Annotated in this window: 20 protein-coding genes; 11 read left to right on the forward strand and 9 right to left on the reverse strand. The window is 52.9% G+C overall.

All coding sequences use genetic code 11. From position 1 onward, the window contains the following. The first annotated feature begins 30 nt into the window (after positions 1 to 30). The gene (gene yghB / locus WN16_RS23600; protein WP_003024510.1) at positions 31 to 690 is read left to right on the forward strand and encodes a DedA family general envelope maintenance protein YghB; all 660 of its coding nucleotides are present in this window, start codon (positions 31 to 33) and stop codon (positions 688 to 690) included. Between the two features lie 73 nt (positions 691 to 763). Here the strand turns inward: yghB and WN16_RS23605 are convergent, their stop codons facing one another. After that, positions 764 to 1,663, reverse strand: coding sequence for an AraC family transcriptional regulator (locus tag WN16_RS23605; protein WP_044700864.1), 900 nt, complete (start codon positions 1,661 to 1,663; stop codon positions 764 to 766). Positions 1,664 to 1,857: 194 nt separating this feature from the next. Here WN16_RS23605 and yqhD point away from each other — a divergent pair, with 194 nt between their 5' ends. The 4 genes from yqhD (at position 1,858) to WN16_RS23625 (ending at position 6,096) form a co-directional block, all read left to right on the forward strand. Further along, positions 1,858 to 3,021 (forward strand): alcohol dehydrogenase, encoded by a 1,164-nt coding sequence (gene yqhD, locus WN16_RS23610; RefSeq protein WP_003838168.1) that lies wholly within the window; start codon positions 1,858 to 1,860, stop codon positions 3,019 to 3,021. A 104-nt stretch (positions 3,022 to 3,125) separates the two neighbouring features. Further along, entirely contained in the window at positions 3,126 to 3,953 is an 828-nt protein-coding gene (dkgA, locus tag WN16_RS23615) for a 2,5-didehydrogluconate reductase DkgA (RefSeq protein WP_003024520.1), read from the forward strand. Between the two features lie 188 nt (positions 3,954 to 4,141). Continuing rightward, complete coding sequence (locus tag WN16_RS23620; protein WP_016150982.1) at positions 4,142 to 5,596, forward strand: DASS family sodium-coupled anion symporter; 1,455 nt, start codon at positions 4,142 to 4,144, stop codon at positions 5,594 to 5,596. A gap of 44 nt (positions 5,597 to 5,640) precedes the next feature. Further along, the gene (locus WN16_RS23625; protein ID WP_003024529.1) at positions 5,641 to 6,096 is read left to right on the forward strand and encodes an HIT family protein; all 456 of its coding nucleotides are present in this window, start codon (positions 5,641 to 5,643) and stop codon (positions 6,094 to 6,096) included. Positions 6,097 to 6,199: 103 nt separating this feature from the next. Here the strand turns inward: WN16_RS23625 and WN16_RS23630 are convergent, their stop codons facing one another. Next, positions 6,200 to 8,371 carry a YgiQ family radical SAM protein gene (locus tag WN16_RS23630; protein ID WP_003024532.1) on the reverse strand — a complete coding sequence of 724 codons (2,172 nt, stop codon included), beginning with the start codon at positions 8,369 to 8,371 and terminating at the stop codon, positions 6,200 to 6,202. 199 nt (positions 8,372 to 8,570) lie between these two features. On the opposite strand from WN16_RS23630, the gene WN16_RS23635 reads away from it, so the two are divergent. After that, a complete protein-coding gene (locus WN16_RS23635; protein WP_044700865.1) occupies positions 8,571 to 10,046 on the forward strand; it encodes a TrkH family potassium uptake protein in 1,476 nt (491 codons plus the stop codon). 16 nt (positions 10,047 to 10,062) lie between these two features. Here WN16_RS23635 and ftsP read toward each other — a convergent pair whose 3' ends face one another. From ftsP to WN16_RS23655, 4 genes are all read right to left on the reverse strand, one after another. Beyond that, positions 10,063 to 11,475 carry a cell division protein FtsP gene (gene ftsP / locus WN16_RS23640; protein ID WP_044700867.1) on the reverse strand — a complete coding sequence of 471 codons (1,413 nt, stop codon included), beginning with the start codon at positions 11,473 to 11,475 and terminating at the stop codon, positions 10,063 to 10,065. 71 nt (positions 11,476 to 11,546) lie between these two features. Further along, positions 11,547 to 12,284 (reverse strand): 1-acylglycerol-3-phosphate O-acyltransferase, encoded by a 738-nt coding sequence (gene plsC, locus WN16_RS23645; protein ID WP_003024540.1) that lies wholly within the window; start codon positions 12,282 to 12,284, stop codon positions 11,547 to 11,549. A gap of 195 nt (positions 12,285 to 12,479) precedes the next feature. Then, complete coding sequence (gene parC / locus WN16_RS23650; protein WP_003024543.1) at positions 12,480 to 14,738, reverse strand: DNA topoisomerase IV subunit A; 2,259 nt, start codon at positions 14,736 to 14,738, stop codon at positions 12,480 to 12,482. A gap of 118 nt (positions 14,739 to 14,856) precedes the next feature. Then, positions 14,857 to 15,255, reverse strand: coding sequence for a YgiW/YdeI family stress tolerance OB fold protein (locus WN16_RS23655; protein ID WP_003024544.1), 399 nt, complete (start codon positions 15,253 to 15,255; stop codon positions 14,857 to 14,859). Positions 15,256 to 15,405: 150 nt separating this feature from the next. Between WN16_RS23655 and qseB the strand changes: the two genes are divergently transcribed. The 4 genes from qseB (at position 15,406) to WN16_RS23675 (ending at position 18,447) form a co-directional block, all read left to right on the forward strand. Next, the gene (gene qseB / locus WN16_RS23660) at positions 15,406 to 16,065 is read left to right on the forward strand and encodes a quorum sensing response regulator transcription factor QseB (protein ID WP_003024547.1); all 660 of its coding nucleotides are present in this window, start codon (positions 15,406 to 15,408) and stop codon (positions 16,063 to 16,065) included. Then, positions 16,062 to 17,411, forward strand: a complete 1,350-nt coding sequence (gene qseC, locus WN16_RS23665; protein WP_003846328.1) for a quorum sensing histidine kinase QseC — start codon at positions 16,062 to 16,064, stop codon at positions 17,409 to 17,411. Before qseB ends, qseC begins: the two co-directional genes overlap by 4 nt. 109 nt (positions 17,412 to 17,520) lie before the next feature. Continuing rightward, entirely contained in the window at positions 17,521 to 18,102 is a 582-nt protein-coding gene (locus WN16_RS23670) for an NAD(P)H-dependent oxidoreductase (RefSeq protein ID WP_003838153.1), read from the forward strand. Between the two features lie 30 nt (positions 18,103 to 18,132). Next, positions 18,133 to 18,447: a putative quinol monooxygenase gene (locus tag WN16_RS23675; protein ID WP_003024557.1), complete on the forward strand. Its 315-nt coding sequence runs from the start codon at positions 18,133 to 18,135 to the stop codon at positions 18,445 to 18,447. A gap of 72 nt (positions 18,448 to 18,519) precedes the next feature. Here WN16_RS23675 and WN16_RS23680 read toward each other — a convergent pair whose 3' ends face one another. Genes WN16_RS23680 through WN16_RS23690 form a run of 3 tightly spaced genes read right to left on the reverse strand, consistent with a single transcriptional unit; the run spans position 18,520 to position 22,833 of the window. Then, positions 18,520 to 19,710: a glycoside hydrolase family 88 protein gene (locus tag WN16_RS23680; RefSeq protein WP_003838151.1), complete on the reverse strand. Its 1,191-nt coding sequence runs from the start codon at positions 19,708 to 19,710 to the stop codon at positions 18,520 to 18,522. Between the two features lie 23 nt (positions 19,711 to 19,733). After that, complete coding sequence (locus WN16_RS23685; RefSeq protein WP_044700870.1) at positions 19,734 to 21,002, reverse strand: oligosaccharide MFS transporter; 1,269 nt, start codon at positions 21,000 to 21,002, stop codon at positions 19,734 to 19,736. A 10-nt stretch (positions 21,003 to 21,012) separates the two neighbouring features. Next, complete coding sequence (locus tag WN16_RS23690; protein ID WP_044700872.1) at positions 21,013 to 22,833, reverse strand: DUF2264 domain-containing protein; 1,821 nt, start codon at positions 22,831 to 22,833, stop codon at positions 21,013 to 21,015. A 165-nt stretch (positions 22,834 to 22,998) separates the two neighbouring features. Between WN16_RS23690 and WN16_RS23695 the strand changes: the two genes are divergently transcribed. Continuing rightward, positions 22,999 to 23,850, forward strand: a complete 852-nt coding sequence (locus tag WN16_RS23695; protein WP_044700874.1) for an AraC family transcriptional regulator — start codon at positions 22,999 to 23,001, stop codon at positions 23,848 to 23,850. The last annotated feature ends 38 nt before the right edge of the window (positions 23,851 to 23,888 follow it).

Consider the following 23,888-nt stretch of genomic DNA (forward strand, 5'->3'; position numbering starts at 1 on the left):
ACATATAAACGCTGTTCCACAGGAAAGTCCATGGTAGTCATTCAAGATATTGTCTCCGCGCTCTGGCAACACGATTTTGCCGCACTGGCGGATCCACACGTTGTGAGCGTGGTGTACTTCGTCATGTTCGCCACACTGTTTTTAGAAAATGGCCTGCTGCCCGCCTCCTTTTTACCCGGAGACAGCCTGTTATTACTGGCAGGAGCGCTGATCGCTCAGGACGTGATGAGTTTTTTACCTACCATAGCTATTCTGACTGCCGCAGCCAGTCTGGGCTGCTGGCTGAGCTACATTCAGGGACGCTGGCTGGGCAACACGCGCACGGTGAAAGGCTGGCTGGCGCAATTACCTGAAAAATACCATCAACGCGCTACCTGCATGTTTGACCAACACGGGTTGATGGCGCTGCTTGCCGGGCGTTTCCTGGCGTTCGTCCGTACCTTGCTGCCAACGATGGCGGGCATTTCAGGGCTTCCTAACCGTCGGTTCCAGTTTTTTAACTGGCTGAGCGGACTGCTGTGGGTCACCGTCGTTACCAGTTTCGGCTATGCGCTGAGTATGATCCCGTTCGTCAAACGTCATGAAGATCAGGTGATGACCTTTTTAATGATCCTGCCGATTGCTCTGTTAACCGCAGGTCTGTTGGGAACGCTGTTCGTGGTGATTAAAAAAAAATACTGTAGCGCCTGAGTATTAGCCGTATGCCGGAGTCACTCCGGCATTTCATTGATGGCGCACAGCTAGCTTTAAAGCCGACAAGAAATCAACTCCCCTGCATCATACGAATTCTTGCCGCATCTTCCCCCGGCGTTACGCCAAAGAAACGTTTGAACTCCCGACTGAATTGCGATGCGCTCTCATAGCCGACGCGCATTGCAGCCGCACTGGCCTTCATTCCATCGTGGATCATCATCATCCGTGCTTTATGCAGGCGATAGCTCTTCAGATATTGCAGCGGCGAGGTACTGGTCACCGCTTTAAAATTATGATGAAACGCCGATACGCTCATGTTCGCCTCTGCCGCCAGCTGTTCTACATTGAGGTTTTCGGTGTATTTGGTTTCAATCCGCTTGAGTACCCGGCTTATCAAACTGAAATGCGTCTGGCGACTTACCAGCGCAAGTAACGCGCCACCACGCGGCCCTGTCAGCACATGGTAGAGGATTTCGCGAATGATCTGTTTCCCCAGAATACGCGCATCCAGCGGTCGCTCCATCACATCCAGCAGGCGCTCAGCAGCACAGAGAATTTCGTCTGAGAGCGTCGCAGAGTTAATCCCACTGGCAGCCATAGCGGGCTGGAACAGCTCGTCTTCCCCAATGTCCATCAACAGCTCCTGCAATTGCAGGATATCGACATTCAGGTAAATACCGGCCAGAGGAACCTCCGTCGTCGCATACGTTTCACATTCGAAGGGTAAAGGTACGGTTAGCAGCAGGTATTCGTTGGCGTCATAGCGAAATACGCGCTCATTAATGTAACCAATTTTATGTCCCGAAAAGAGAAATATGATGCCTGGCTGATACATGACTGGTGTACGCGCCGCCGGCTCCGTACCGTGTAGCAGGCGGACATCTGGCAGCAGTTCGCTAAGTTTATTTTCATTGTTTTTCAGATGCTTAATTTTATCTGTCAGCAGAAGGCAGATCTCATCACGGTTCATGGGGCACCATTTCATTATCGTTTTTCGACCCTGACATAATGCGCAGATTTATCCGTTTTCTCCAGCAGTCTGTAGAAATGGGCAAGACATCGGCAGAAATGAGCATTGAGAGCAGCGCGGCGGGCGACCACAATGTTCATCATCCGGCAGACACTCTCCTGCCCTCTTTTATTACCCACCAAAGGGAACGAGCAATGAACAACTTTAATCTCCATACCCCAACACGTATTTTGTTTGGTAAAGGCGCGATTGCTGAGCTGCGCGATCAAATTCCTCAGGACGCTCGCGTACTGGTTACTTACGGCGGCGGCAGCGTGAAAAAAACAGGTGTCCTGGCACAAGTTCAGGACGCGCTGAAAGGTCTGGACGTGCTGGAGTTTGGCGGTATCGAGCCAAACCCATCTTATGAAACGCTGATGAACGCGGTAAAAATCGTGCGTGATGAGAAAGTGACGTTTCTGCTGGCAGTAGGCGGCGGTTCCGTGCTGGACGGCACCAAATTCATCGCGGCTGCTGCACAGTACGCTGACGGCATCGATCCATGGCGCATTCTGGAAACCCACGGCAACGACGTAACAAGTGCCATCCCGATGGGCTCCGTATTAACCCTGCCTGCAACCGGCTCTGAATCTAACTCCGGCGCGGTAATTTCGCGTAAAACCACCGGCGATAAACTGGCCTTTATGACCCCATTTGTGCAGCCAGTATTTGCCGTACTGGATCCGGTTTACACCTACACCCTGCCGCCACGTCAGGTTGCAAACGGCGTCGTGGATGCGTTCGTTCATACCGTTGAGCAGTATGTGACTTATCCGGTCGACGGGAAAATTCAGGATCGCTTTGCCGAAGGCATTCTGCTCACACTGGTAGAAGAAGGTCCGAAAGCCTTGCAGGAACCGGAAAATTACAACGTGCGTGCGAACGTCATGTGGGCGGCAACCCAGGCGCTGAACGGTCTGATTGGCGCAGGGGTACCGCAGGACTGGGCAACGCATATGCTGGGCCATGAACTGACTGCAATGCACGGTCTGGATCATGCTCAAACACTGGCCATCGTTCTGCCAGCGCTGTGGAATGAAAAACGTGATACCAAGCGTGCCAAACTGCTGCAATACGCAGAGCGTATCTGGAATATCACCGAAGGAAGCGATGACCAGCGCATCGACGCCGCCATTGCCGCAACCCGCGCTTTCTTCGAACAAATGGGCGTACCGACTCGCCTGTCTGACTACGGTCTGGACGGTAGCTCCATCCCGGCGCTGCTGGAAAAACTGCAAGCGCATGGCGGTACGAAACTGGGCGAACATCAGGACATTACGCTTGAGGTCAGCCGTCGGATTTACGAAGCTGCCCGCTAAGGTTTTTTAACCTCCGCCTTTCGTTTTTGGGTATTTATACCAGACTTAAGTCACACCTATGTCACCGGAGTATGTTCCGGTGACAGTCATTAAGGGGAGGAATTATGACCACTCCAACCATTATCAAACTACAGGATGGTAATGTCATGCCGCAACTGGGCCTGGGGGTCTGGAAGGCAAGCAACGAAGAAGTCATCACTGCCATTCATAAAGCGCTGGAAGTGGGGTATCGCTCAATTGATACCGCGGCAGCGTACAAAAACGAAGAAGGTGTCGGCAAAGCAATACGTGACGCAGGCGTGCCACGGGAAGAGTTATTCATTACCACCAAGCTGTGGAATGATGACCAGAAACGCCCCCGGGAAGCCTTGCTCGAAAGCATGGAGAAACTCCAGCTTGATTACCTCGATCTGTACCTGATGCACTGGCCAGTTCCGGCGATCGACCACTACGTTGAAGCGTGGGAAAACATGATCGACCTGCAAAAAGAAGGGCTGATTAAGAGCATCGGCGTGTGCAACTTTCAGATCAACCATCTCCAGCGGCTGATGGATGAAACCGGCGTACCTCCGGTGATTAATCAGATAGAACTTCACCCGCTCATGCAGCAGCGCCAGCTGCACGCCTGGAACGCCACACATAAAATCCAGACCGAATCCTGGAGCCCGCTGGCGCAGGGCGGCAAAGACGTCTTCGATCAAAAGATAATCCGTGACCTCGCAGAGAAATATGGCAAATCACCGGCGCAGATTGTCATCCGCTGGCATCTGGATAGCGGCCTGGTGGTGATTCCGAAATCGGTCACCCCTGCGCGTATCGCAGAAAACTTTAACGTCTGGGACTTCCGCCTGGATAAAGATGAATTAGGCGAAATCGCGAAACTCGATCAGGGCAAGCGTCTGGGGCCAGACCCGGACCAGTTCGGCGGTTAACCCCTTCCCTCCAGCCCGACACTCTCGTCGGGCCTTTACTGATTTGAAATATCAGGAAACAATTCACGCACATATATTGTTGTATTTCTTGCAGTCACTGGAGCAGCATTGCGCAACATAACCTGTTAATTATCAAATAAATATATTTATTTGATGAATGTATTCACCATATCCATAGGTGCGTAACCGTGACTGAGAAAAAAGGTAGCGGAGTCAAATGGCTCCCATTAATTCTTATAACATTCATTTCTGCCGGGCTGTGGCAACTTACCCCTCCATCCGGGTTAAGTGCGCCAGCCTGGCATTCGGCAATTATCTTCGTTGCGACGATTGCTTCTATCGTGGCAAAAGTTTTACCCATCGGCGCGGTTGGCATTATTGGGATTACGGTTTTTGCACTCGCCTATGCGGCCGGGGATAAAACCGCCAGCGGCGCTATCACCACAGCGCTAAGCGAACTGAACAGTTCACTTATCTGGCTTATCGTCGTGGCTTTTATGATTGCCCGCGGTTTTATCAAAACTGGCCTCGGACGACGCATTGCGCTGCAGATGATCCGTCTGCTCGGCAAGCGCACGCTGGGACTCGCCTATGGTCTGGCTTTTGCCGATCTGATCCTCTCCCCGGCAATGCCGAGTAATACAGCACGCTGCGGCGGCGTCATCTATCCGATTGCCGACTCTCTGGCACGCAGTTTCCATTCGAACCCGGAAGATGAGTCCCGCAGTAAAATCGGTACCTTTCTTATCACCTGCATTGGCAACGTCAACGACGTCACCGCCGCGCTCTTTATGACCGGTTATACCGGCAACCTGTTGGCGGTGAAGTTGGCGGCCAATGCGGGCGTCACGCTGACCTGGGGCAGCTGGTTTATGGCGGCGCTGCTGCCATGCCTTGTATCCTTACTGCTGGTTCCACTGCTGGTCTACTGGATCGTGCGCCCGGAAATAAAGCACACGCCGGATGCCCCGAACCTGGCGCGCAAAGAGCTGGCGGAAATGGGCAGTATGTCTCGCGGCGAATGGCTAATGCTGGTTACCGTCGGCGTACTGCTGGTGCTGTGGATTTTTGGCGATACGTTAGGCGTCGACGCCACTACAGCCTCGTTCGTGGGACTGTCCATTTTATTGCTAAGCGGCGTTCTGAGCTGGGAAGATGTGAAAAGCGAGAAAGGCGCATGGGACACGCTGATTTGGTTTGCCGCGCTGCTGATGATGGCGAACCAGCTGAAAAAACTAGGTTTCACTACCTGGTTTGGCAATCTGATCGGCGATAGCCTGAGCAGTACTATGCACGGTACCAGTTGGGTGATCGTCCTGTTGCTGCTGAATGCCGCCTACTTCTATACCCACTACTTTTTTGCCAGCGGTAATGCACAGATTGCCGCGCTGTACGCCGTTTTCCTCGGCGTCGGACTGCATCTGAATATCCCCGCAGCCCCCACGGCGTTAATGCTGGCCTTCACCAGCAGTTTGTACTGCTCGCTCACCCAGTACACCCACGCTCGCGGTCCAATCCTGTTTGGCGCCGGGTACGTTCCAACGGGCGTCTGGTGGCGCACAGGATTTATCATTAGCTTGTTTAACCAGGCGGTGTTTATCACCGTAGGTCTGATGTGGTGGAAGGTGTTGGGTCTGTACTAAACTAACTGCGCCCTGACGAATCACCTTACCTGCGGAGAAAAGGAATGACCTGTATTTTCTGTCAAATTGTTGAAGGTAAAGCCCCCTGCCATAAGGTCTGGGAAGACGAGCACCATCTGGCTTTTCTGTCGATTTTCCCGAACACCGACGGTTTTACCGTGGTGATCCCGAAAAAGCATTACCCCAGCTATGCCTTCGATATGCCGCCGCAGGCATTGGCTGACCTGATGATGGCAACCCAAAAAGTGGCTAAGAAACTGGATAAGGCTTTCCCGGATGTCAGTCGTACGGGGATGTTCTTCGAAGGTTTCGGCGTAGACCATGTGCACAGCAAATTAAGCCCCATGCACGGCACTGGCGATCTAACTCACTGGAAACCGATTGAGTCGCGGCAGACCAAATTTTTCGAGCAATATGAAGGGTATCTGTCATCACACGATCATGAACGGGCGGATGATGCAAAACTGGCCGCATTAGCGGCCAGAATTCGTGAGGCATAAATACTGAGCACTTCTGCCGGATGGCGGTGCAAGCACCTTATCCGGCCTACAAAACTGTGCTGCTCGTAGGCCTGATAAGCATTTCACCACCGGGCAAAGCAAATTAACGTCCCGCTACTTTCCCGCGTTTTTTGTTTGCGGCAGGGGTCTGGCGCTGGTGCGCCACCGGGGTGTGCTTGGTCAACGCCGGACGGGTATGACGATTCTGGCGACGTGCTTCGCGCATCTCTTCCAGCGTAGGCGCCGGAACCAGACATTCACGACGACCGCCGATCAGATGCTTTTTACCCATGTCTTCCAGCGCCTGGCGGATTAACGGCCAGTTAGCTGGATCGTGGTAACGCAGCAGGGCTTTATGCAAACGGCGCTGCTTATCACCTTTCGGCACCACCACGTCTTCACTCTTATAACCAATTTTACCCAGCGGGTTTTTCCCGGTGTAATACATGGTTGTGGAGTTCGCCAGCGGCGATGGATAAAAGTTCTGTACCTGATCCAGACGGAAACGACGTTGTTTCAGCCACAGCGCCAGATTCACCATATCCTCGTCACGCGTACCCGGGTGCGCGGAGATGAAGTACGGGATCAGGTACTGTTCTTTACCCGCCTGTTTAGAGTAGGTATCGAACAACTCCTTAAAGCGATCGTAGCTGCCCATCCCCGGCTTCATCATCTTCGACAGCGGGCCTTCTTCAGTATGCTCTGGCGCAATCTTCAGATAGCCGCCAACGTGGTGGGTCGCCAGCTCTTTGATATAGCGCGGATCTTCAACCGCGATGTCATAGCGCACACCGGAAGCAATGAGGATCTTTTTAATGCCTTTCAAATCACGCGCCCGGCGATAAAGGTTAATCGTCGGTTCGTGGTTGGTGTCCATATGCGGACAGATATCCGGGTAGACGCATGACAGACGACGGCAGGTCTGCTCCGCACGCGGTGACTTACAGCGCAGCATATACATGTTCGCCGTTGGCCCGCCGAGGTCGGAAATCACGCCGGTAAAGCCCGGAACGGTGTCGCGAATGGCTTCGATTTCATTGATGATCGAGTCTTCAGAGCGGCTCTGGATAATGCGGCCTTCGTGCTCGGTGATCGAACAGAACGAACAGCCGCCAAAGCAGCCACGCATAATGTTGATCGAGAAACGGATCATCTCATAGGCAGGAATGCGGCTGTCGCCATACGCCGGATGCGGCACGCGCTTGTACGGCAGCGCAAAGACGCTATCCATCTCTTCGGTAGACAGCGGAATGGCTGGCGGGTTGATCCAGATGTAGCGATCGCCGTGCTTTTGCATCAGCGCACGCGCGCAGCCAGGGTTGGTTTCGTGGTGCAGGATACGCGACGCATGCGCATACAGCACTTTATCGCCCTTCACTTTTTCAAAGGACGGCAGCAGCACGTAGGTTTTTTCCCACGGTTTCGGACGCGGCGGCTGTACGGTTACCGCTTTCGCTTCCTGCTTTTTCGGTGCGACCGGTTTGTTGTCAGCACACGGCAGATCTTCGCCGTACGGATGGGGGATCGGATCAATCTTGCCCGGCGTGTCGAGACGCGTGGAATCCACCCCACTCCAACCCGGCAGCGCTTCTTTAACCATAATCGCGGTGTTACGCACGTCGCGGATCTGATCGATGGTTTCGCCCATCGCCAGACGATGCGCCACTTCTACCAGCGGACGTTCGCCGTTGCCGAACATCAGCATGTCGGCTTTGGAATCCACCAGAACAGAGCGACGAACGGTATCAGACCAGTAGTCATAGTGCGCGGTACGGCGCAGGCTGGCCTCAATGCCGCCGAGAATAACCGGCACATCTTTCCATGCTTCTTTACAACGCTGGGTATAGACCAGCGTGGCGCGGTCCGGGCGTTTACCTGCTACGTTGTCTGGTGTGTAGGCATCGTCATGGCGCAGTCGGCGATCGGCGGTATAACGGTTGATCATCGAGTCCATGTTGCCTGCGGTCACACCAAAGAACAGGTTCGGTTTACCCAAACGCATAAAATCGTCTTTGTTGTTCCACTCCGGCTGGGCGATAATCCCTACACGAAAGCCCTGCGCTTCCAGCATACGGCCGCATATTGCCATGCCAAAGCTGGGATGATCGACGTATGCATCGCCGGTAACCAGAATGATGTCGCAGCTATCCCAGCCAAGTTGGTCCATTTCGTCGCGTGACATCGGCAAAAACGGTGCCGGGCCAAAACAGGCAGCCCAGTACTGCGGCCAGGAGAAAAGGTCTCTGTCCGGCTGGATCAGGGATATTGCGCTCATAATGCTTCCAAAAATGGTAAAAAAATAATCAAAGGCCGGGGATTATACGCTGTATGTCGACAAGAAATGAAGTGGAGTCTGAACCAGGGCAGTAGAAAGTTATATAAATTGTTAAATTTTACGACGCTCATTTTTATCAATCATAATTAACACCATGCCGGCCAGCTGAGATAACTCTTTTTCGGCGGGGGATTTTTCATTGCGACTCAACGATTCACTGCATATTTCCCAGCTACGGGTTGTTGTTCACCTGTGTGGGTTTCTGGTTCTTCTCTACAGCTTTTCTATGCTGCCACCGATGACCATCGCTTTGTTAAACAAAGAGCGGAGCTTGTTCGCTTTTTTCAGCACATTTATGACTTTCTTCACCCTCGGCGGCGGGGCGTGGCTGGCAACCAAACATGCGGGTATTCAACTGCGAACACGAGATGGTTTCGTTATTATCGTCCTGTTCTGGCTGTTGTTTTCGTTTATCAGCGCGATGCCGATGTGGATGGACGATGGCTTAAACCTCTCCTTTGCGGATGCCCTGTTTGAAGGGGTTTCCGGGATTACCACCACGGGCGCAACGGTAATTGGCGACGTCAGCGCCATGCCGAAGTCGTATCTCTACTATCGGGCCCAGCTTAATTTTATTGGTGGCCTGGGTGTTATTGTCCTCGCCGTGGCGGTATTACCGCTTTTGGGTATCGGCGGCATGAAGCTGTATCAGTCTGAAATGCCGGGTCCCTTCAAAGAAGAACGGCTCACTCCAAGGCTTGCCGATACTGCACGTACGCTGTGGCTGACCTATGTCATTCTGGGTCTAATCTGTACTCTGGCCTACTGGGCTACCGGGATGTCGTTCTTCGATGCCTTATGCCACGGGCTGTCGACGGTTTCTCTCGGCGGATTTTCCACTCGCAGTGAAAGCATCGGCTTCTATAACAGCCATGCGATCGAGCTGGTCGCTGGGGTATTTTCCCTGCTGTCCGCGTTTAACTTCACCCTCTGGTACGTGGCTATCGTGAAACGTACCTTCAAACCCTTTCGTCGTAATGCCGAACTGCGTTTCTTTTTGCTTATTGCGTTGGTTGTCACTCTGATCGCCACCTGGCAAGTTTGGCGGGCAGGCATGTACGGATTAACGGACAGCCTGGTGCATGCTTTTTTTCTGGCAAGTTCGATGCTGACAGATAATGGCCTGTCGACGGCGGATTATGCGCAGTGGCCTTCGCACACGATCTTCATGCTGCTCAGCGCCAGTTTCTTCGGCGGTTGTGTGGGATCGACCTGCGGGGGGATTAAGGTGCTACGTTTTTTGATTATGTTCAAGCAGTGCCGTCAGGAGTTACACCAGCTCGCGCATCCCCGTGCCCTGCTGAACATTAAAGTGGGCAATAGCGTGGTAAGCGACCGGGTGGTGCGTTCGGTATGGAGCTTTTTCTTTCTCTACGTTTTGTTCACCAGCTTTTTTATCTGGGCGCTCAATCTGATGGGCTACGATCTCTTCTCCTCTTTTGCCACCGTCGCCGCCTGCATCAACAATATGGGGCTAGGATTTGGCGTCACCGCCACAACATTTGGCACCTTAAATGAGGAAGCAAAGCTACTGATGTGCGCGGCCATGATCATGGGGCGTCTGGAGATTTACCCCATTCTGATCCTGTTCTCGCGCATGTTCTGGCGGGCATAACGGAAATCCCGGCGCATTACGGCGCCGGGTTCACCAACATCTGTCCGATTGAGCCACGATCTGCCATTTCCAGCGTCTGGCTATTAAAGTAGAACGGGAAATGGGCCCAGGAAGGCTGTCCGTAATAAACCAGTAATTCAACCTGGCCGTCAACCCAGACGGTATCTTTCCAGCCTCTGTCTTCCGGGAACGGCATCGCGCCATTCACATTACGGATCAGGAACGAGACGCCTTCAATATGGAAGGACTGGGGCATATCCGCCCGCACCGTCCAGCGCTCCCAGGAGCCCTGCTGAGCGGTAATATCCATACGATTGACGTCCCACAGCTGACCGTTGATGCCAGGGTCATCGTCCAGGCTGATATCACGGCTGCGAATCGGCGAACCGCTGAGGATTTCCGTTGGCAGCAGGCGCATTGGCAGGCTGTCAGTCACCAGCGGCAGAAGCCCCGTTGGACGCAGAGTCAGCACCAGCGTGGAGATGAGAATACTGGAAGGCTCAAAGAACCCGCGGATCCTGTCGACAATACTGGCTGCCTCGCCACAGGTGATAGAGACCTCATTACCGTTCGTCATATCCACCAGGATCTCACGACGCTCGCCAGGCGCAAGCGAAAGCTGCTTCACCGAAACGGGCGCAGGTAAAAAGCCCTGATCGCTGGAAATCACATGCAGCGCACGGCCATCGCTCATTTGCAGCTGGTAACGACGCGAGTTTGAAGCGTTCAGTAAACGCAAGCGCACCCAGCCGCGGGAGACTTCGACATACGGGCTTTGCGCCCCATTGACCAGCAGCGTATCACCGACAAAGCCACCGCTGCCGGGCTCGCTGTATTCCGGCATGCCAAAGTTGTCCAACCGCTTGTCCTGGATAATGACCGGAAAATCATCCACGCCATAGTGGTTGGGAATAGACAGTGATTTACTCACTTCATCTTCAACCAGCCACATCCCGGCAAGGCCGTTATAGACCTGCTGAGCAGTACGATTTGGCGTATTGGCGTGATACCACAACGTGGCGGCATTCTGGCGAATCGGTAGCACCGGCGCCCAGTCAGCATTCGGGGACATCATGCGCGCCGGGCCGCCCATCAGCGGGCCTGGTACCTGTAACCCGGCGACGGTCATCGAGACATTCTCAGTCAGACGGTTGCTGTAGATAAGCTTGACGTCATCCCCTTTCCAGACGCGAATTGTCGGTCCCAGGTAGCGGCCGTTAATTCCCCAGACAGGTGCGCGCGTGCCTTGTGTAAAGGACCAGTGCGCACGTTGCAGCGTCATAAATAGCGGCTGCCCCCGGCGGGATTCCAGCAGCGGAGGCACAGGTAACGGTTGTTGCTGACCGGCAGCATTAGCCTTCAGCGGAACAGCACCTGCACACAGTGCGATCCCCGATGCCTGAATGAACTGACGCCGACTGAATGACATATAAACTCCATAAAAAACTGGCTATTAACACGCAGGAAGTCATTTCCTGTAAAAAACCCGAATTGCGCGGATTAAACCTTACCGGCGGCTTCCCGCTCAGCAACTTCTTTATCGAGCTCTGCGATTTTTTGTTCCATCAACGTGCGGCAATGTGCTGCCAGTTCACGAACCTGATCTTTGCCAAAGTGGCTAATATCCACCGGCGGCAACATCTCGACAATCGCCAGACCATTATTGAGTCTGTTTAATTTTATCTTGTTCGAGGTTGTGGAAACGCACACCGGAATGACCGGGACACCAGCAGCAATCGCTGCATGGAACGCGCCGGTTTTAAACGGAAGCAGACCGCGACCGCGGCTACGCGTTCCTTCCGGGAACATCCAGATAGAAATGCGGCGTTTTTTGAAATGATTAACCACGGCAGCAATGGTGCTGTGTGCTTTTGCGCGGTTATTTCTGTCAATCAGCAGGTTACCGGTTAACCAGTACAGCTGCCCGAAGAAAGGGATCCACAGCAGGCTTTTTTTACCTACCGTCACCGTCGGCGGTTGAACGATATTCGCAGCAGTAACCATGTCATAGTTGTTCTGATGGTTACAAATATAGATAGCATTACCATAGTTCTGCGCGTCTGCCGGCATGCGGCACTCGACCTTCAGACCATAAAGGGGAGCCAGGCGGCCAAACATATGACCGAACGTTGCAACGTGTTTTGGATTTCGCGGGCTGAACAGACAGTATATGCAACCGAAAATACAGACCAGAACGCAGTAAATAACAGTAATAATTAAACGAAAAATATATAGCATAACAACCTCTAAGGCCTAAGAGCCTGGCATTTTACGTCACCTGATTCATCACGCGGTATCAGGTTAGGGCTTTGTTAAGGGCGGCTCTCTGGAAAAGCGTATTGTTAATCGCAACGCACGAATAAACAACGGTTTCACGGGAATTTTTAACGTTGGCTCTCCCTGGGCTTTAACAGGGAGAGCCGGACGGTAGCGTTATTCTTCGCTGTCGCCGTGACTGGCGCGTCGAGGCGAGTCAATCTCAATGCTGTCGATACGCTGCAGACCACGCATTAGCGTGCCGCGACGGCCACGCTCGCCGGTCACTTTCTGCAACTCTTCGGGACGCAGTTTGATTTTGCGCTTACCGACGTGGATAGTCAGCGTGCTCTGCGGCGGCAGCACGTAAAGTTGCGCCAGACCATCCTCGCCTTTCGCCGCTTCCGCTGAAGGGATATTAATGATCTTGTTCCCTTTGCCTTTCGACAACTGCGGTAAATCGCTCACCGGGAACATCAACATGCGACCAGCCTGAGTAATCGCCAGCAGCATATCGGTTTCATCTTCAATCACCACCGGCTGCATGACGCGCGCATTCTCTGGCAGCGTAATCAATGCCTTACCTGCACGGTTACGTGCTACCAGGTCATTGAAGGTGCAGACAAAACCATAGCCCGCATCCGATGCCATCAGCAGTTTCTGATCATCGCCTTCCATCAGCATGTGCTCAACCGTCGCGCCCGGCGGCAGAGTGAGCTTCCCGGTCAGCGGTTCACCCTGACCGCGCGCCGACGGCAGCGTAATCGGATCGATGGCATAGCTGCGGCCGGTCGAGTCCACGAACACCACCGGCTGATTGCTCTTACCCTTCACTGCCGACTTAAAGCTGTCGCCCGCTTTATAGCTTAATCCCGGCGCATCGATGTCGTGGCCTTTCGCGCTACGCACCCAGCCACTCTGGGACAGCACAATGGTCACCGGCTCAGACGGCAGCATGTCGTGCTCGCTCATCGCCTTCGCTTCTTCGCGCTCCTGCAGCGGAGAACGACGATCGTCGCCATAGGCCTCAGCGTCAGCCTGCAACTCTTTCTTCAGCAGGTTATTCATTTTACGTTCAGAAGCCAGAATGGCCTGCAACTGATCGCGCTCTTTCGCCAGTTCATCCTGCTCGCCGCGGATTTTCATCTCTTCGAGTTTGGCAAGATGGCGCAATTTCAGCTCAAGGATGGCTTCAGCCTGGGTTTCAGAAATACCAAACCGCGACATCAGCTCTGGCTTAGGTTCATCTTCATGACGAATAATTTCGATTACTTCGTCAATATTGAGAAACGCCACCAGCAAGCCTTCAAGGATGTGTAGGCGCTTGAGCACTTTTTCCAGACGATAATTCAGGCGGCGGCGCACGGTATCGCGGCGGAACGCCAGCCATTCGGTGAGGATCTCCAGCAGGTTTTTCACCGCCGGACGCCCATCAAGACCGATCATGTTCAGGTTGATGCGGTAACTTTTTTCCAGATCGGTGGTGGCAAACAGGTGGTTCATCACCTGCTCCATATCCACGCGATTGGAGCGCGGGACAATCACCAGACGAGTCGGGTTTTCGTGATCCGATTCGTCGCGCAGGTCGTCTACCATCGGCAGCTTTTTATTGCGCATTTGAGCAGCGATCTGCTCCAGCACTTTTGCCCCGGAAACCTGATGTGGCAGCGCGGAAATCACCACCGCGCCGTCTTCTTTCGTCCATACCGCACGCATACGTACGGAGCCGCGTCCGTTTTCGTAAATCTTACGAATCTCCGCGCGCGAGGTAATGATCTCCGCTTCGGTCGGGTAATCCGGCCCCTGCACGATATCCAGCAACTGATCCAGCGTCGTTTTCGGCTGCTCAATCAGAGTAATCGCTGCTTTTGCCACTTCACGCAGGTTGTGCGGCGGAATGTCCGTTGCCATACCAACGGCAATACCGGTCGTACCGTTGAGCAGAATATTTGGCAGACGCGCAGGCAGCATCTTCGGCTCCTGCATGGTGCCGTCAAAGTTCGGCACCCAGTCCGACGTGCCCTGACCGAGTTCACCCAGCAGGACTTCCGCATATTTAGACAGGCGGGATTCGGTATAACGCATCGCCGCGAAGGATTTCGGATCGTCCGGCGCCCCCCAGTTCCCCTGCCCGTCAACCAACGGATAACGGTAAGAGAACGGCTGCGCCATCAGCACCATCGCTTCATAGCAGGCGCTGTCGCCGTGCGGATGGTATTTACCCAGCACGTCACCGACGGTACGGGCGGATTTTTTAAATTTGGCGCTGGCATTCAGCCCCAGTTCGGACATCGCGTACACGATGCGACGCTGAACGGGTTTCAAACCATCGCCAATAAACGGCAACGCCCTATCCATGATGACGTACATGGAATAGTTCAGATAGGCGTTTTCCGTGAATTCATGCAGCGCCAGGCGCTCTGCCATATCGCTCATTAATCGTGGTTCCTCAACTTTGTACCCCTCTATTGAAGGGCAATATTGCCGCAGATACTACCCTATCTGGCGTGTTGAGTCACAAAGAAAAGGGCCGCGGACGCGGCCCTGATGGGGATTACTTAGCAACTTTGGTAATCTGTTTCACGTCGATTTCAACGGAGTTCCAGTCTTTATCCACTTCACCCTGGATTTCAACCACATCCTGCGGTGTGACGGTTACGCCGTTCCAGCGCTTGTGGTCGATATCCACATTCACCGTGCCGGTCGCATCTTTAAACACATACAGGTCGTCGGAAATACGCTCAACGATGTTCCCGCGCAGGGTAACCCAGGTGTCATCACGCAGTGATTTGGCGCTTTCTACTGTCGTGCTGCTACCGTTCGGGCCGACAAATCCGCCGTTTTGGCTCTGCGTAGTGGTTGTCGTTGGCCCAGAGAAGCCGCCCTGCTGAGCTGCCAGAACAGGTGCGGAACACAGTGCCATTACGGCAACCATTGCAGCTAATTTTTTCATCGTCATGTCTCCCTTTCATGTTGGTTTACGACTATTAAATAAGTTAATCCTTAACAAGTTCTTAAGGCAAAAAAAGATACTTTTTTTACTGTACAGAGACTGTAGCCACAGGTTTACTGACTGCAAATGAGGTATCGCAGGGAAGAACATATGCGTATTTTACTGATCGAAGATGACACGTTGATTGGCGATGGCCTGAAAACAGGTCTGAGTAAAATGGGTTTCAGCATTGACTGGTTTACCGAAGGTCGCCAGGGGAAAGAAGCACTCTACAGCGCACCTTATGATGCGGTAATCCTCGACCTGACACTGCCAGGCATAGACGGACGGGACATTTTGCGCGAATGGCGAGCTAACGGGAAGCAGGAGCCGGTACTGATTCTGACCGCTCGCGACGCGCTGGCGGAACGCGTTGAAGGCCTGCGCCTGGGCGCAGATGACTATCTGTGTAAACCCTTTGCGCTGATCGAAGTTGCTGCCAGACTGGAGGCGCTGGTGCGTCGTGCCAGCGGCCAGGCCAGCAACACATTGCGCCATGGCCAGGTAACGCTCGATCCCGGCGCGTTGGTCGCCACGGCGGCGGGTGAACCTTTGTCACTCAAACCTAAAGAGTTCGCACTGCTGGAACTGTTGATGCGCAACAAAGGTCGCGTCCTGCCCCGCAAACTGATTGAAGAAAAACTGTATACCTGGGACGAAAATGTCTCCAGCAATGCGGTTGAGGTCCACGTTCATCACTTACGCCGTAAGCTCGGCAGCGACTTTATCCGTACCGTGCATGGCATTGGCTACACCCTGGGTGACGCATGAAACTCACACAACGCCTCAGCCTGCGCGTCAGGCTAACGCTTATTTTTCTGATTCTGGCATCAGCCACCTGGGCCGTATCCAGTTTTGTGGCCTGGAGGCAGACTACCGATAATGTCGATGAGCTGTTTGATACCCAGCTGATGCTGTTCGCCAAGCGGCTTAGCACGCTGGATATCAGCGATGTCACCACCTCAAGCAATATGGCCCGCACGCCAAAGAAACTGAAGCATGGCCATATTGATGACGACGCACTGGCGTTTGCCATCTACTCCACCGACGGCAAAATGGTGCTACACGATGGCGATAATGGCCAGGATATTCCCTACAGCTACAGCCGGGAAGGGTTTAGCGACGGCCAACTCAGGGGCGACAGCGATTCCTGGCGCTTCCTGTGGCTGAATTCCGCTGATGGGAAATATCGCATTGTGGTGGGCCAGGAGTGGGAATATCGGGAGGATATGGCGCTGTCGATCCTTACTGCACAATTAACCCCATGGCTGGTTGCGCTGCCGCTGATGTTGCTGATCCTGGTGGTCATGCTGAGTCGCGAACTCAGGCCGCTAAAAAAACTGGCGCAAGCTCTGCGCTGGCGCGCCCCGGAATCAGAAGAGCCGCTCGACTCGAAAGGTGTGCCAAGCGAAGTGCGCCCGCTGGTTGAATCGCTAAATCAGCTGTTTACCCGCATCCACTCAATGATGGTGCGTGAACGCCGCTTCACTTCTGATGCCGCCCATGAGCTGCGCAGTCCGTTGACCGCGCTGAAGGTGCAAACCGAAGTGGTGCAACTGTCAGACGACGACCCGCAAACGCGGGAAAAAGCGCTGGCGCAGCTACATGCGGGAATTGAACGCGCCACCCGACTGGTCGATCAGCTCCTGACGCTTTCGCGCCTCGACTCCCTCGATAATCTTCAGGATGTGGCGGAAATTTCATTGGAGGAGCTACTGCAATCCGCGGTGATGGATATCTACCACCCGGCCCAGCAGGCGCACATTGACGTACGTTTGCAGATTAACGCACACAATATTATGCGCACAGGACAGCCGCTGTTGCTGAGCCTGATGGTACGAAATCTGCTGGATAATGCCATTCGCTACAGTCCGCAGGGGAGCATTGTGGAAGTGACGCTCAACGCCCGCAATTTCAGCGTCAAAGATAATGGTCCTGGCGTTGCGCCGGAGGTACTTACACACATCGGTGAACGTTTTTATCGTCCACCAGGACAAAGCGTGACCGGCAGCGGTCTCGGCCTGTCAATTGTCCGCCGTATCGCAACATTGCATGGAATGTCAGCCTCGTTTGGCAACGCTTCGGAAGGTGGCTTTGAAGCTAAGGTCAGTTGGTAACTGCATTATTATTGCTCAAATAGCAAAAGACTTTGCACATTTTGCTAATTTCACCGCACCGCTGGTGGGGGTAAAATCGTCCTCAAACGTATTTCCTTGAGGACACAAAATGAGCAACATTCTGATTATCAACGGGGCGAAAAAATTCGGCCATTCTAATGGCCAACTGAATGACACCCTGACCGAGGTCGCGGACGGTATCCTGCGCGACCTCGGGCATGATGTTAAAGTCGTACGCGCGGACAGCGATTATGACGTAAAAACAGAAGTGCAGAATTTCGTCTGGGCCGATGCGGTTATCTGGCAGATGCCAGGCTGGTGGATGGGCGCACCGTGGACCGTGAAAAAATACATCGATGACGTGTTTACCGAAGGTCACGGCACGCTGTACGCCAGCGATGGCCGCACACGTTCAGATGCCTCTAAAAAATATGGCTCCGGCGGGCTGATTCAGGGCAAAAAATACATGCTGTCCCTGACCTGGAACGCACCGATGGAAGCCTTCACTGAAAAAGACCAGTTCTTCCATGGCGTTGGTGTTGATGGCGTCTATCTCCCGTTCCATAAAGCAAACCAGTTCCTGGGAATGGAAGCGCTGCCGACCTTTATCACCAATGATGTGATTAAAATGCCGGACGTCCCGCGCTATATCGCAGAATATCGCAAGCATCTGACCGAAATTTTTGGTTAACTGGTAACCTGGAATTAGAAGGAGTTAACCATGCTTACCGTTATTGCAGAAATCCGTACACGTCCAGGTCAACATCACCGCCAGGCGGTACTGGATCAGTTTGCTAAAATCGTTCCGACCGTACTGAAAGAAGAAGGCTGCCACGGCTATGCGCCGATGGTGGATCATGCCGCAGGTGTGAGTTTTCAGACCACAGCGCCAGATTCAATCGTGATGGTTGAGCAGTGGGAAAGCATCGCGCATCTTGAAGCGCATTTGCAGACCCCGCATATGAAAGCCTACAGCGAAGCCGTGAAAGGTGACGTGCTGGACATGAATATTCGAATTCTGGAGTCGGGTATTTAAGGTTGTCGATTTGCCGGATGAGGCGTTTTAGGCCACCATCCGGCATTCAACCGCAGCGCCACCGGGCACTCCTTACCAGTAGAGCTTCCAGCTCTGAGTGAAGCGCATTAACGCTTCAACGTAGAAATAATCCCCCCAACTTGCACACTCATCGACCCCTTTGTTGCTCGACAGGTGATACACCGAGTGTTTCAGTAGCCCGTTCCCCTGTTCATCTTTACCCATCAGATAATGCCTGGTCAGCGAAGACATGATCCCCATCGCCCACTGCTGGTAGCACTCGCGATCCGGATCGGTCACCGGCAGATGTTTAATCAGCTCCAGCAGACCACAGACGGCAATCGCCGCCGAAGATGAATCGCGCAGCGCATCGGTTCCGACTAATGCCAGATCCCAGTGGCAAACGGCATCTTCCGGCAGGCGATTAAGAAAGTAGTTGGCCAGCTTTTTCGACAGCTGCACCATTTGTGTATCGCCAGTGTAAATATAGCTCAGCAGAAAACCATAAATCCCCCATGCCTGCCCACGCGACCAGCAAGAATCATCAGCATAGCCCTGCTGCGTATTACCGTAACGCGGTGCGCCGGTTTGCACGTCCATATAGTAGGTGTGGAAGGTCGACGCATCCTGGCGGATCAGATATTTGGCTGCCTGCGCAACGTGGGCCTTCGCCGCATTCGCAAAACGCGGATCGCCCGTTTGCTCGCTAGCCCAGTACAGCAGCGGCAGATTCATATTGCAATCAATGATCATCCGTCCGGCCTGATCGGGATCGCGAAGATCGCCCCACGCCTGGATGATCTGCGCCTTTTCATGAAAACGCTCCAACAGCGCTTCTGCCGCCATCAGGGAAAAACCTCGAGCATCGCGATTGCCGGTCAATCGCCAGGCCGCCACACAGGAAAGCGTGTAGAGGAATCCCAGGTCGTGGGTGTTGGTATCGTGGCGTCCGGCAATACGCATGCCAAACGAACGCACATGCTTCTCCGCCATCTCACGAAATTTGCTCTCACCACTCATTTCCCACGCCAGCCATAATTGCCCGGTCCAGAAGCTGGTCGTCCATTCCACATTCTCTGTCAGTGGGTAATAACCTTGCACACAGGTTTCGGCAGGAAATTGTTCACCGAATTCCGTTAAATGACGGCTAATCAATTCGAGGACATCTTCTCTGGCGCAACTTATTTGATCCTGAAAACTGCCGGGATTAACCGGACTGCCAGGAAATACGCGCAACGATTCCTCAACGATATGATTTAACATATTTCGGTTCCTTATGACGTAAATTATTTTGCAGGGGTATTTTCAGCAATATCGAGAGCGATATTTTTGCCACGTTTGCTCTGACAGGCAGATAAAGTAAATGCCGATATCAATGTAAAGGTCAGCGCCACAATGCCCATAATGATATATGTCTTCTCAAAGCCTATCCGGTCGTACATTAATCCGGCAGGAGAGGAAACCACCACGTTACCGACATACAGCATCGCCTGATAACCCAGTAAATACATGGTCGCATTGACACGTTTATCAAAATGCTCGGCAATATATTTGAAGACGGAAACCAGTAATAAACAGATCTCCAGGCCGTATAGCGGCTTCAGCACAGAAATTAATAAATGAGAGTCACATAGCCCAGATATCACCAATCGCGCGCCCACCAGCGTCCCAACAATCAGCAGACCACGCTTCGCGCCAATATAATTGACGAATAGCGGAATGACCATGTACATGACAAATTCCATTCCCGACTGCACTGTGCCCAGATAACCAAAGACGGCGTTCCCTTCATGTACATCGGCAAAGAAAGTGACGAAGTAGCGGGAGAACTGCTGCTCCGCGATAAACATCATCCACGCCACGCCCGCAACGTACAGGCAGAATGCCCAAAATTTGCGATTACGCAGCAGGGCGTAAACATCCGTCGGGGAGATTTTCTCTTTAGTTATCACCTCCGAGGCGTTGGCCGCATTGACATTGACTTTCAGACTCACCAGAACAACCAGCATCACCACTGACGTCAGGCTGCCGAGCATAAAGTTATAGGCCGGTGAGAGGTTAAACAGCAGGCCAGAGAACGATGACGCCACCGCCCAGCCAAGCGACCCCCACATACGGATCTGCCCAAACTCCATGCCGTTCAGACGGCTGTAGCGGTCAGAATAAGATTCACAGGCCGCCACCCCGGCATACCACGCAAAGCTCAAGTAAATCGCGCCAACTATAATACCCAGCATGGTATTGGAGAGTAATAATGGCTGATAGATATAAATAAAAAACGGTGCCATTAACGCTGACATCACTACGACGAAATAGAGCAGATATTTGCTCATACCTATTTTATCGAGGATATAGCCATAAATAGGCTTCAGAATAACCGAGAAAATACCGTTCACAGCAAATACGGTGCCGATCGCCGTACCGCTCAACTGCGCTTTTTGCCCCAACCAGATAGCCAACAAACCAATACTTGCGGACCAGGTAAAGAAATAAAGGAATATAAAACTGCTTATTTTATAATATTCAGTCCGATTTCCCGTTGAATTATTTTTCATACCACCCTCGCTATAAAAAGAACGACAACTGGCGCGCACTTTCAGGTTGCTGAATAACAACCTGGTTATTGTTGATGGATAGCTGCGGAACGGCTGAGTACTGTCTTTGCTGCCCGCTGGCACTCACGGCGCAGCAAAGCCAGCTTTCGCCCTGCGGGATTTCGCTGGTCAACACAGGAATCGACGCACATTCAGGGAACATGATGCTACTGTTCGGCGGCGTGACCACGCTGTCTGGCTGGCGAACTATGGACGGCGACAGATCAACGATAACGCTGGTTCCGTTGCATGCCGCAAGGAGGCATCCACGCTCACATAACCGAGGCTCGGCTTTCATCACCGCAAATCCCCCTTCCACCGTTTGCAGCGTGTGCGCACTGTTAATACGGTGCAGGCGAAGATGCCATTCGCCAAACGGGACAAGCCAGGTCTCAATCATTACGTCATGCCAGGGAGACCAGCGGGACCAGATAAAATTCTCATCGACCCGAACCTCGTCGCACTGACGACGGCCACGATAGTAGCCATCGCCGTCCGCCAACAGCAGCATAGAGTCACAGGCTGCATGTTTGATGCCGTAACGGCCGCGCTCAATGGTGAAACCAAAGCGGCTGGAGTAGGCAAATTTGGTGTATTTGGCTTCGGTATTAACGTAGTTGTTCAGTTCAAGCTGGCCTGAGGTCAACATCATGACATGCTCAGAATGCTCACTATGCTGCAGGATCTGCGCAGCATGGGGGATAACGCGTTTTTCAACGAGTTGCGGTAGCGCCAGCTCTTCAGCCTGCCAGAATGGATGATCCTCCGGCAGTGCAAGAATCAAAAAAACCTTCAATGCCCAATAAGGCGATCCCGGCGAGTTGTAGTCTTCACACATCGCCAGATTCGGGTAGGCAAACCCCAGCGTCAGAATGCCATCACGATCGAAAATCGGCTGCTTCTGCCACCAGCGCAAATGACGCAGGATCACCCCTTTGATTATGCCTGGCGAAAGAACATCCAGTTCGGCAAACGCCACCGCGCTCCAGAAAGCAACCATGGCAAAGCGGTAGGTCAGGCTGCGGCCAAACGGCACCGATGCGCCGTCAGCGGCGGACAGGTAAATAAAATCTTCGGCAAACAAGCGCGAACGTTCACGCAGAACGACAGCGCGTTCGGTGTCATCCGGGCTGAGGGTGGCATACAACAGACCGTAGAAGTGAAAAGCCATTGAGATGTAGTAATCTTTCGGTCGACCGGGACCATCGGAATACCAACCGTCACCAAGATAGTAGGCTTCCATCAGCTCAAAGCGGCGATCGATAGCTGCCTGATCGTAAGGCAGACCTGCACGCTTGAAACCAAGCTGAACGATAATCGCAAAGTAGTTCCAGTTGCTGTCCGGCATTTGCGAGTCGGTTATCTGATTCAGCCAGCGGTGCAGATTCTCGCGTTCGCTCAGGGAGAAATGCTGCGTTAATTGCGTCTGTAACAATGCCAGACCCAGGCCATAAGCAGCCATCTCAACCAGACGCTGATCATAAGGACCGGTGTCTCCCCAGTAATGTGGGCTTTGTGGGTCAGTACCGAGTTTTATCGCCTGAATGTACTTTTCGGCAAACGGCACTTTAGCCCCGCCTGCCATCAGAGGAAATAGCCCCCACAACGCCCGGGAAAGCCCTTCCATACAGGCAATATCCGCGCTGTAGTGAGAACAGGTATTGCCAAGAGAAAACTGAGCCTGTCCCGCCGGAAACTGCCGATCCAGCGCACGTAAAATGGCGTTAACCGCACACGTTACGTCTTCGCGTGATGACAATGGATTTGATTTTTCTTCAGTTGCTGACCACATAATCTGCCCCTCTGAATTAAGTGGCTAAAGAATAGTGAATCGCTGAGCAGCAGAAATGTTACGTCAATCACAGCACCAGAATTAAAGTAAAACAGTGATTGAGAAAATTTAAAAATAGGGTTTATAAATTACCATTCGGCGGCAAAAATTTAAATTTATTGCACTATGACTTTATCCTCACCGCAAGAACGTCTGGAGCTGATCGCCCTTAATGATGCGGTTGCGTCGTTCAGCCGTTTATTCGCCAATACGGTGCGTTATCACCACTGGCATCAGTGTCTGGAAGTGCTGTATGTGGAAGAAGGCTTTGGCGTGGTTACGGTTGACCATAAGCAATACACCATGCGACCGGGACGAATGTTCTTTTTCCCGCCGTTTACCCTACACAAGATCTGGGTCGATGAGCAGGCGCGGGATGGTTATCGACGTACCATTATTCATCTCGATCAACATGCGGTACTGAAGGTGCTACGCGACTTGCCGCATACTCAACAGCATCTGCAAAATCTGAGCATTCGCGGCAGTGAAGCATGGGTCGTCGACGCGGCGGATGTTCATCCACATGTTGATTTTCTCTTCAGCCGTTATGAAAAAATGGCCGCTCAGAAACCGCTGAGCACTGAGCAGGTTGCCTGTCTGTTAGTCAATTTATTCAGCCTGTTACCTGACGATAATGGCAATATGCCGGAAATTAGCAGCGGAATTGCCAGTCAGGTGATGTTCTGGCTGGATGAGCATTACACCCACAAATTTAGTCTGGCGGCGCTGGCGCAGGAACTGGATAAATCCAAAAGCTATGTATCCCGCCGCTTCCAGATGGAAACGGGCGAGAGCATTCTCGACTATCTCAATACGCTGCGGTTACGCAAAGCCTGTGAAGCGCTGTTACACAGTGAAATCAGCGTGCGGGAGATTGCTCAAAAGGTGGGATTTTCAGAGGTAACATACTTCATCAGCGCCTTCGGTAAAGGCATTGGCGAGACGCCGTTGCAGTATCGCAAGCGGCATAAACAATAACGCCGGAAAGCACGTTGCTTTTCCGGCATTCAACGGTC

The organism is Citrobacter sp. ABFQG (genome assembly GCF_004322975.1).
GTDB classification, from domain to species: domain Bacteria; phylum Pseudomonadota; class Gammaproteobacteria; order Enterobacterales; family Enterobacteriaceae; genus Citrobacter; species Citrobacter freundii.

Coding starts and splice junctions, on each gene's coding strand:
- dkgA (WP_003024520.1), top strand. CDS start 3,126: ATGACCACTCCAACCATTATCAAACTACAGGATGGTAATGTCATGCCG.
- WN16_RS23655 (WP_003024544.1), bottom strand. CDS start 15,255: ATGAAAAAATTAGCTGCAATGGTTGCCGTAATGGCACTGTGTTCCGCA.
- WN16_RS23695 (WP_044700874.1), top strand. CDS start 22,999: ATGACTTTATCCTCACCGCAAGAACGTCTGGAGCTGATCGCCCTTAAT.
- parC (WP_003024543.1), bottom strand. CDS start 14,738: ATGAGCGATATGGCAGAGCGCCTGGCGCTGCATGAATTCACGGAAAAC.
- WN16_RS23675 (WP_003024557.1), top strand. CDS start 18,133: ATGCTTACCGTTATTGCAGAAATCCGTACACGTCCAGGTCAACATCAC.
- WN16_RS23690 (WP_044700872.1), bottom strand. CDS start 22,833: ATGTGGTCAGCAACTGAAGAAAAATCAAATCCATTGTCATCACGCGAA.
- plsC (WP_003024540.1), bottom strand. CDS start 12,284: ATGCTATATATTTTTCGTTTAATTATTACTGTTATTTACTGCGTTCTG.
- WN16_RS23605 (WP_044700864.1), bottom strand. CDS start 1,663: ATGAACCGTGATGAGATCTGCCTTCTGCTGACAGATAAAATTAAGCAT.
- WN16_RS23630 (WP_003024532.1), bottom strand. CDS start 8,371: ATGAGCGCAATATCCCTGATCCAGCCGGACAGAGACCTTTTCTCCTGG.
- WN16_RS23680 (WP_003838151.1), bottom strand. CDS start 19,710: ATGTTAAATCATATCGTTGAGGAATCGTTGCGCGTATTTCCTGGCAGT.
- WN16_RS23625 (WP_003024529.1), top strand. CDS start 5,641: ATGACCTGTATTTTCTGTCAAATTGTTGAAGGTAAAGCCCCCTGCCAT.
- yqhD (WP_003838168.1), top strand. CDS start 1,858: ATGAACAACTTTAATCTCCATACCCCAACACGTATTTTGTTTGGTAAA.
- ftsP (WP_044700867.1), bottom strand. CDS start 11,475: ATGTCATTCAGTCGGCGTCAGTTCATTCAGGCATCGGGGATCGCACTG.
- WN16_RS23685 (WP_044700870.1), bottom strand. CDS start 21,002: ATGAAAAATAATTCAACGGGAAATCGGACTGAATATTATAAAATAAGC.
- qseB (WP_003024547.1), top strand. CDS start 15,406: ATGCGTATTTTACTGATCGAAGATGACACGTTGATTGGCGATGGCCTG.
- qseC (WP_003846328.1), top strand. CDS start 16,062: ATGAAACTCACACAACGCCTCAGCCTGCGCGTCAGGCTAACGCTTATT.
- yghB (WP_003024510.1), top strand. CDS start 31: ATGGTAGTCATTCAAGATATTGTCTCCGCGCTCTGGCAACACGATTTT.
- WN16_RS23670 (WP_003838153.1), top strand. CDS start 17,521: ATGAGCAACATTCTGATTATCAACGGGGCGAAAAAATTCGGCCATTCT.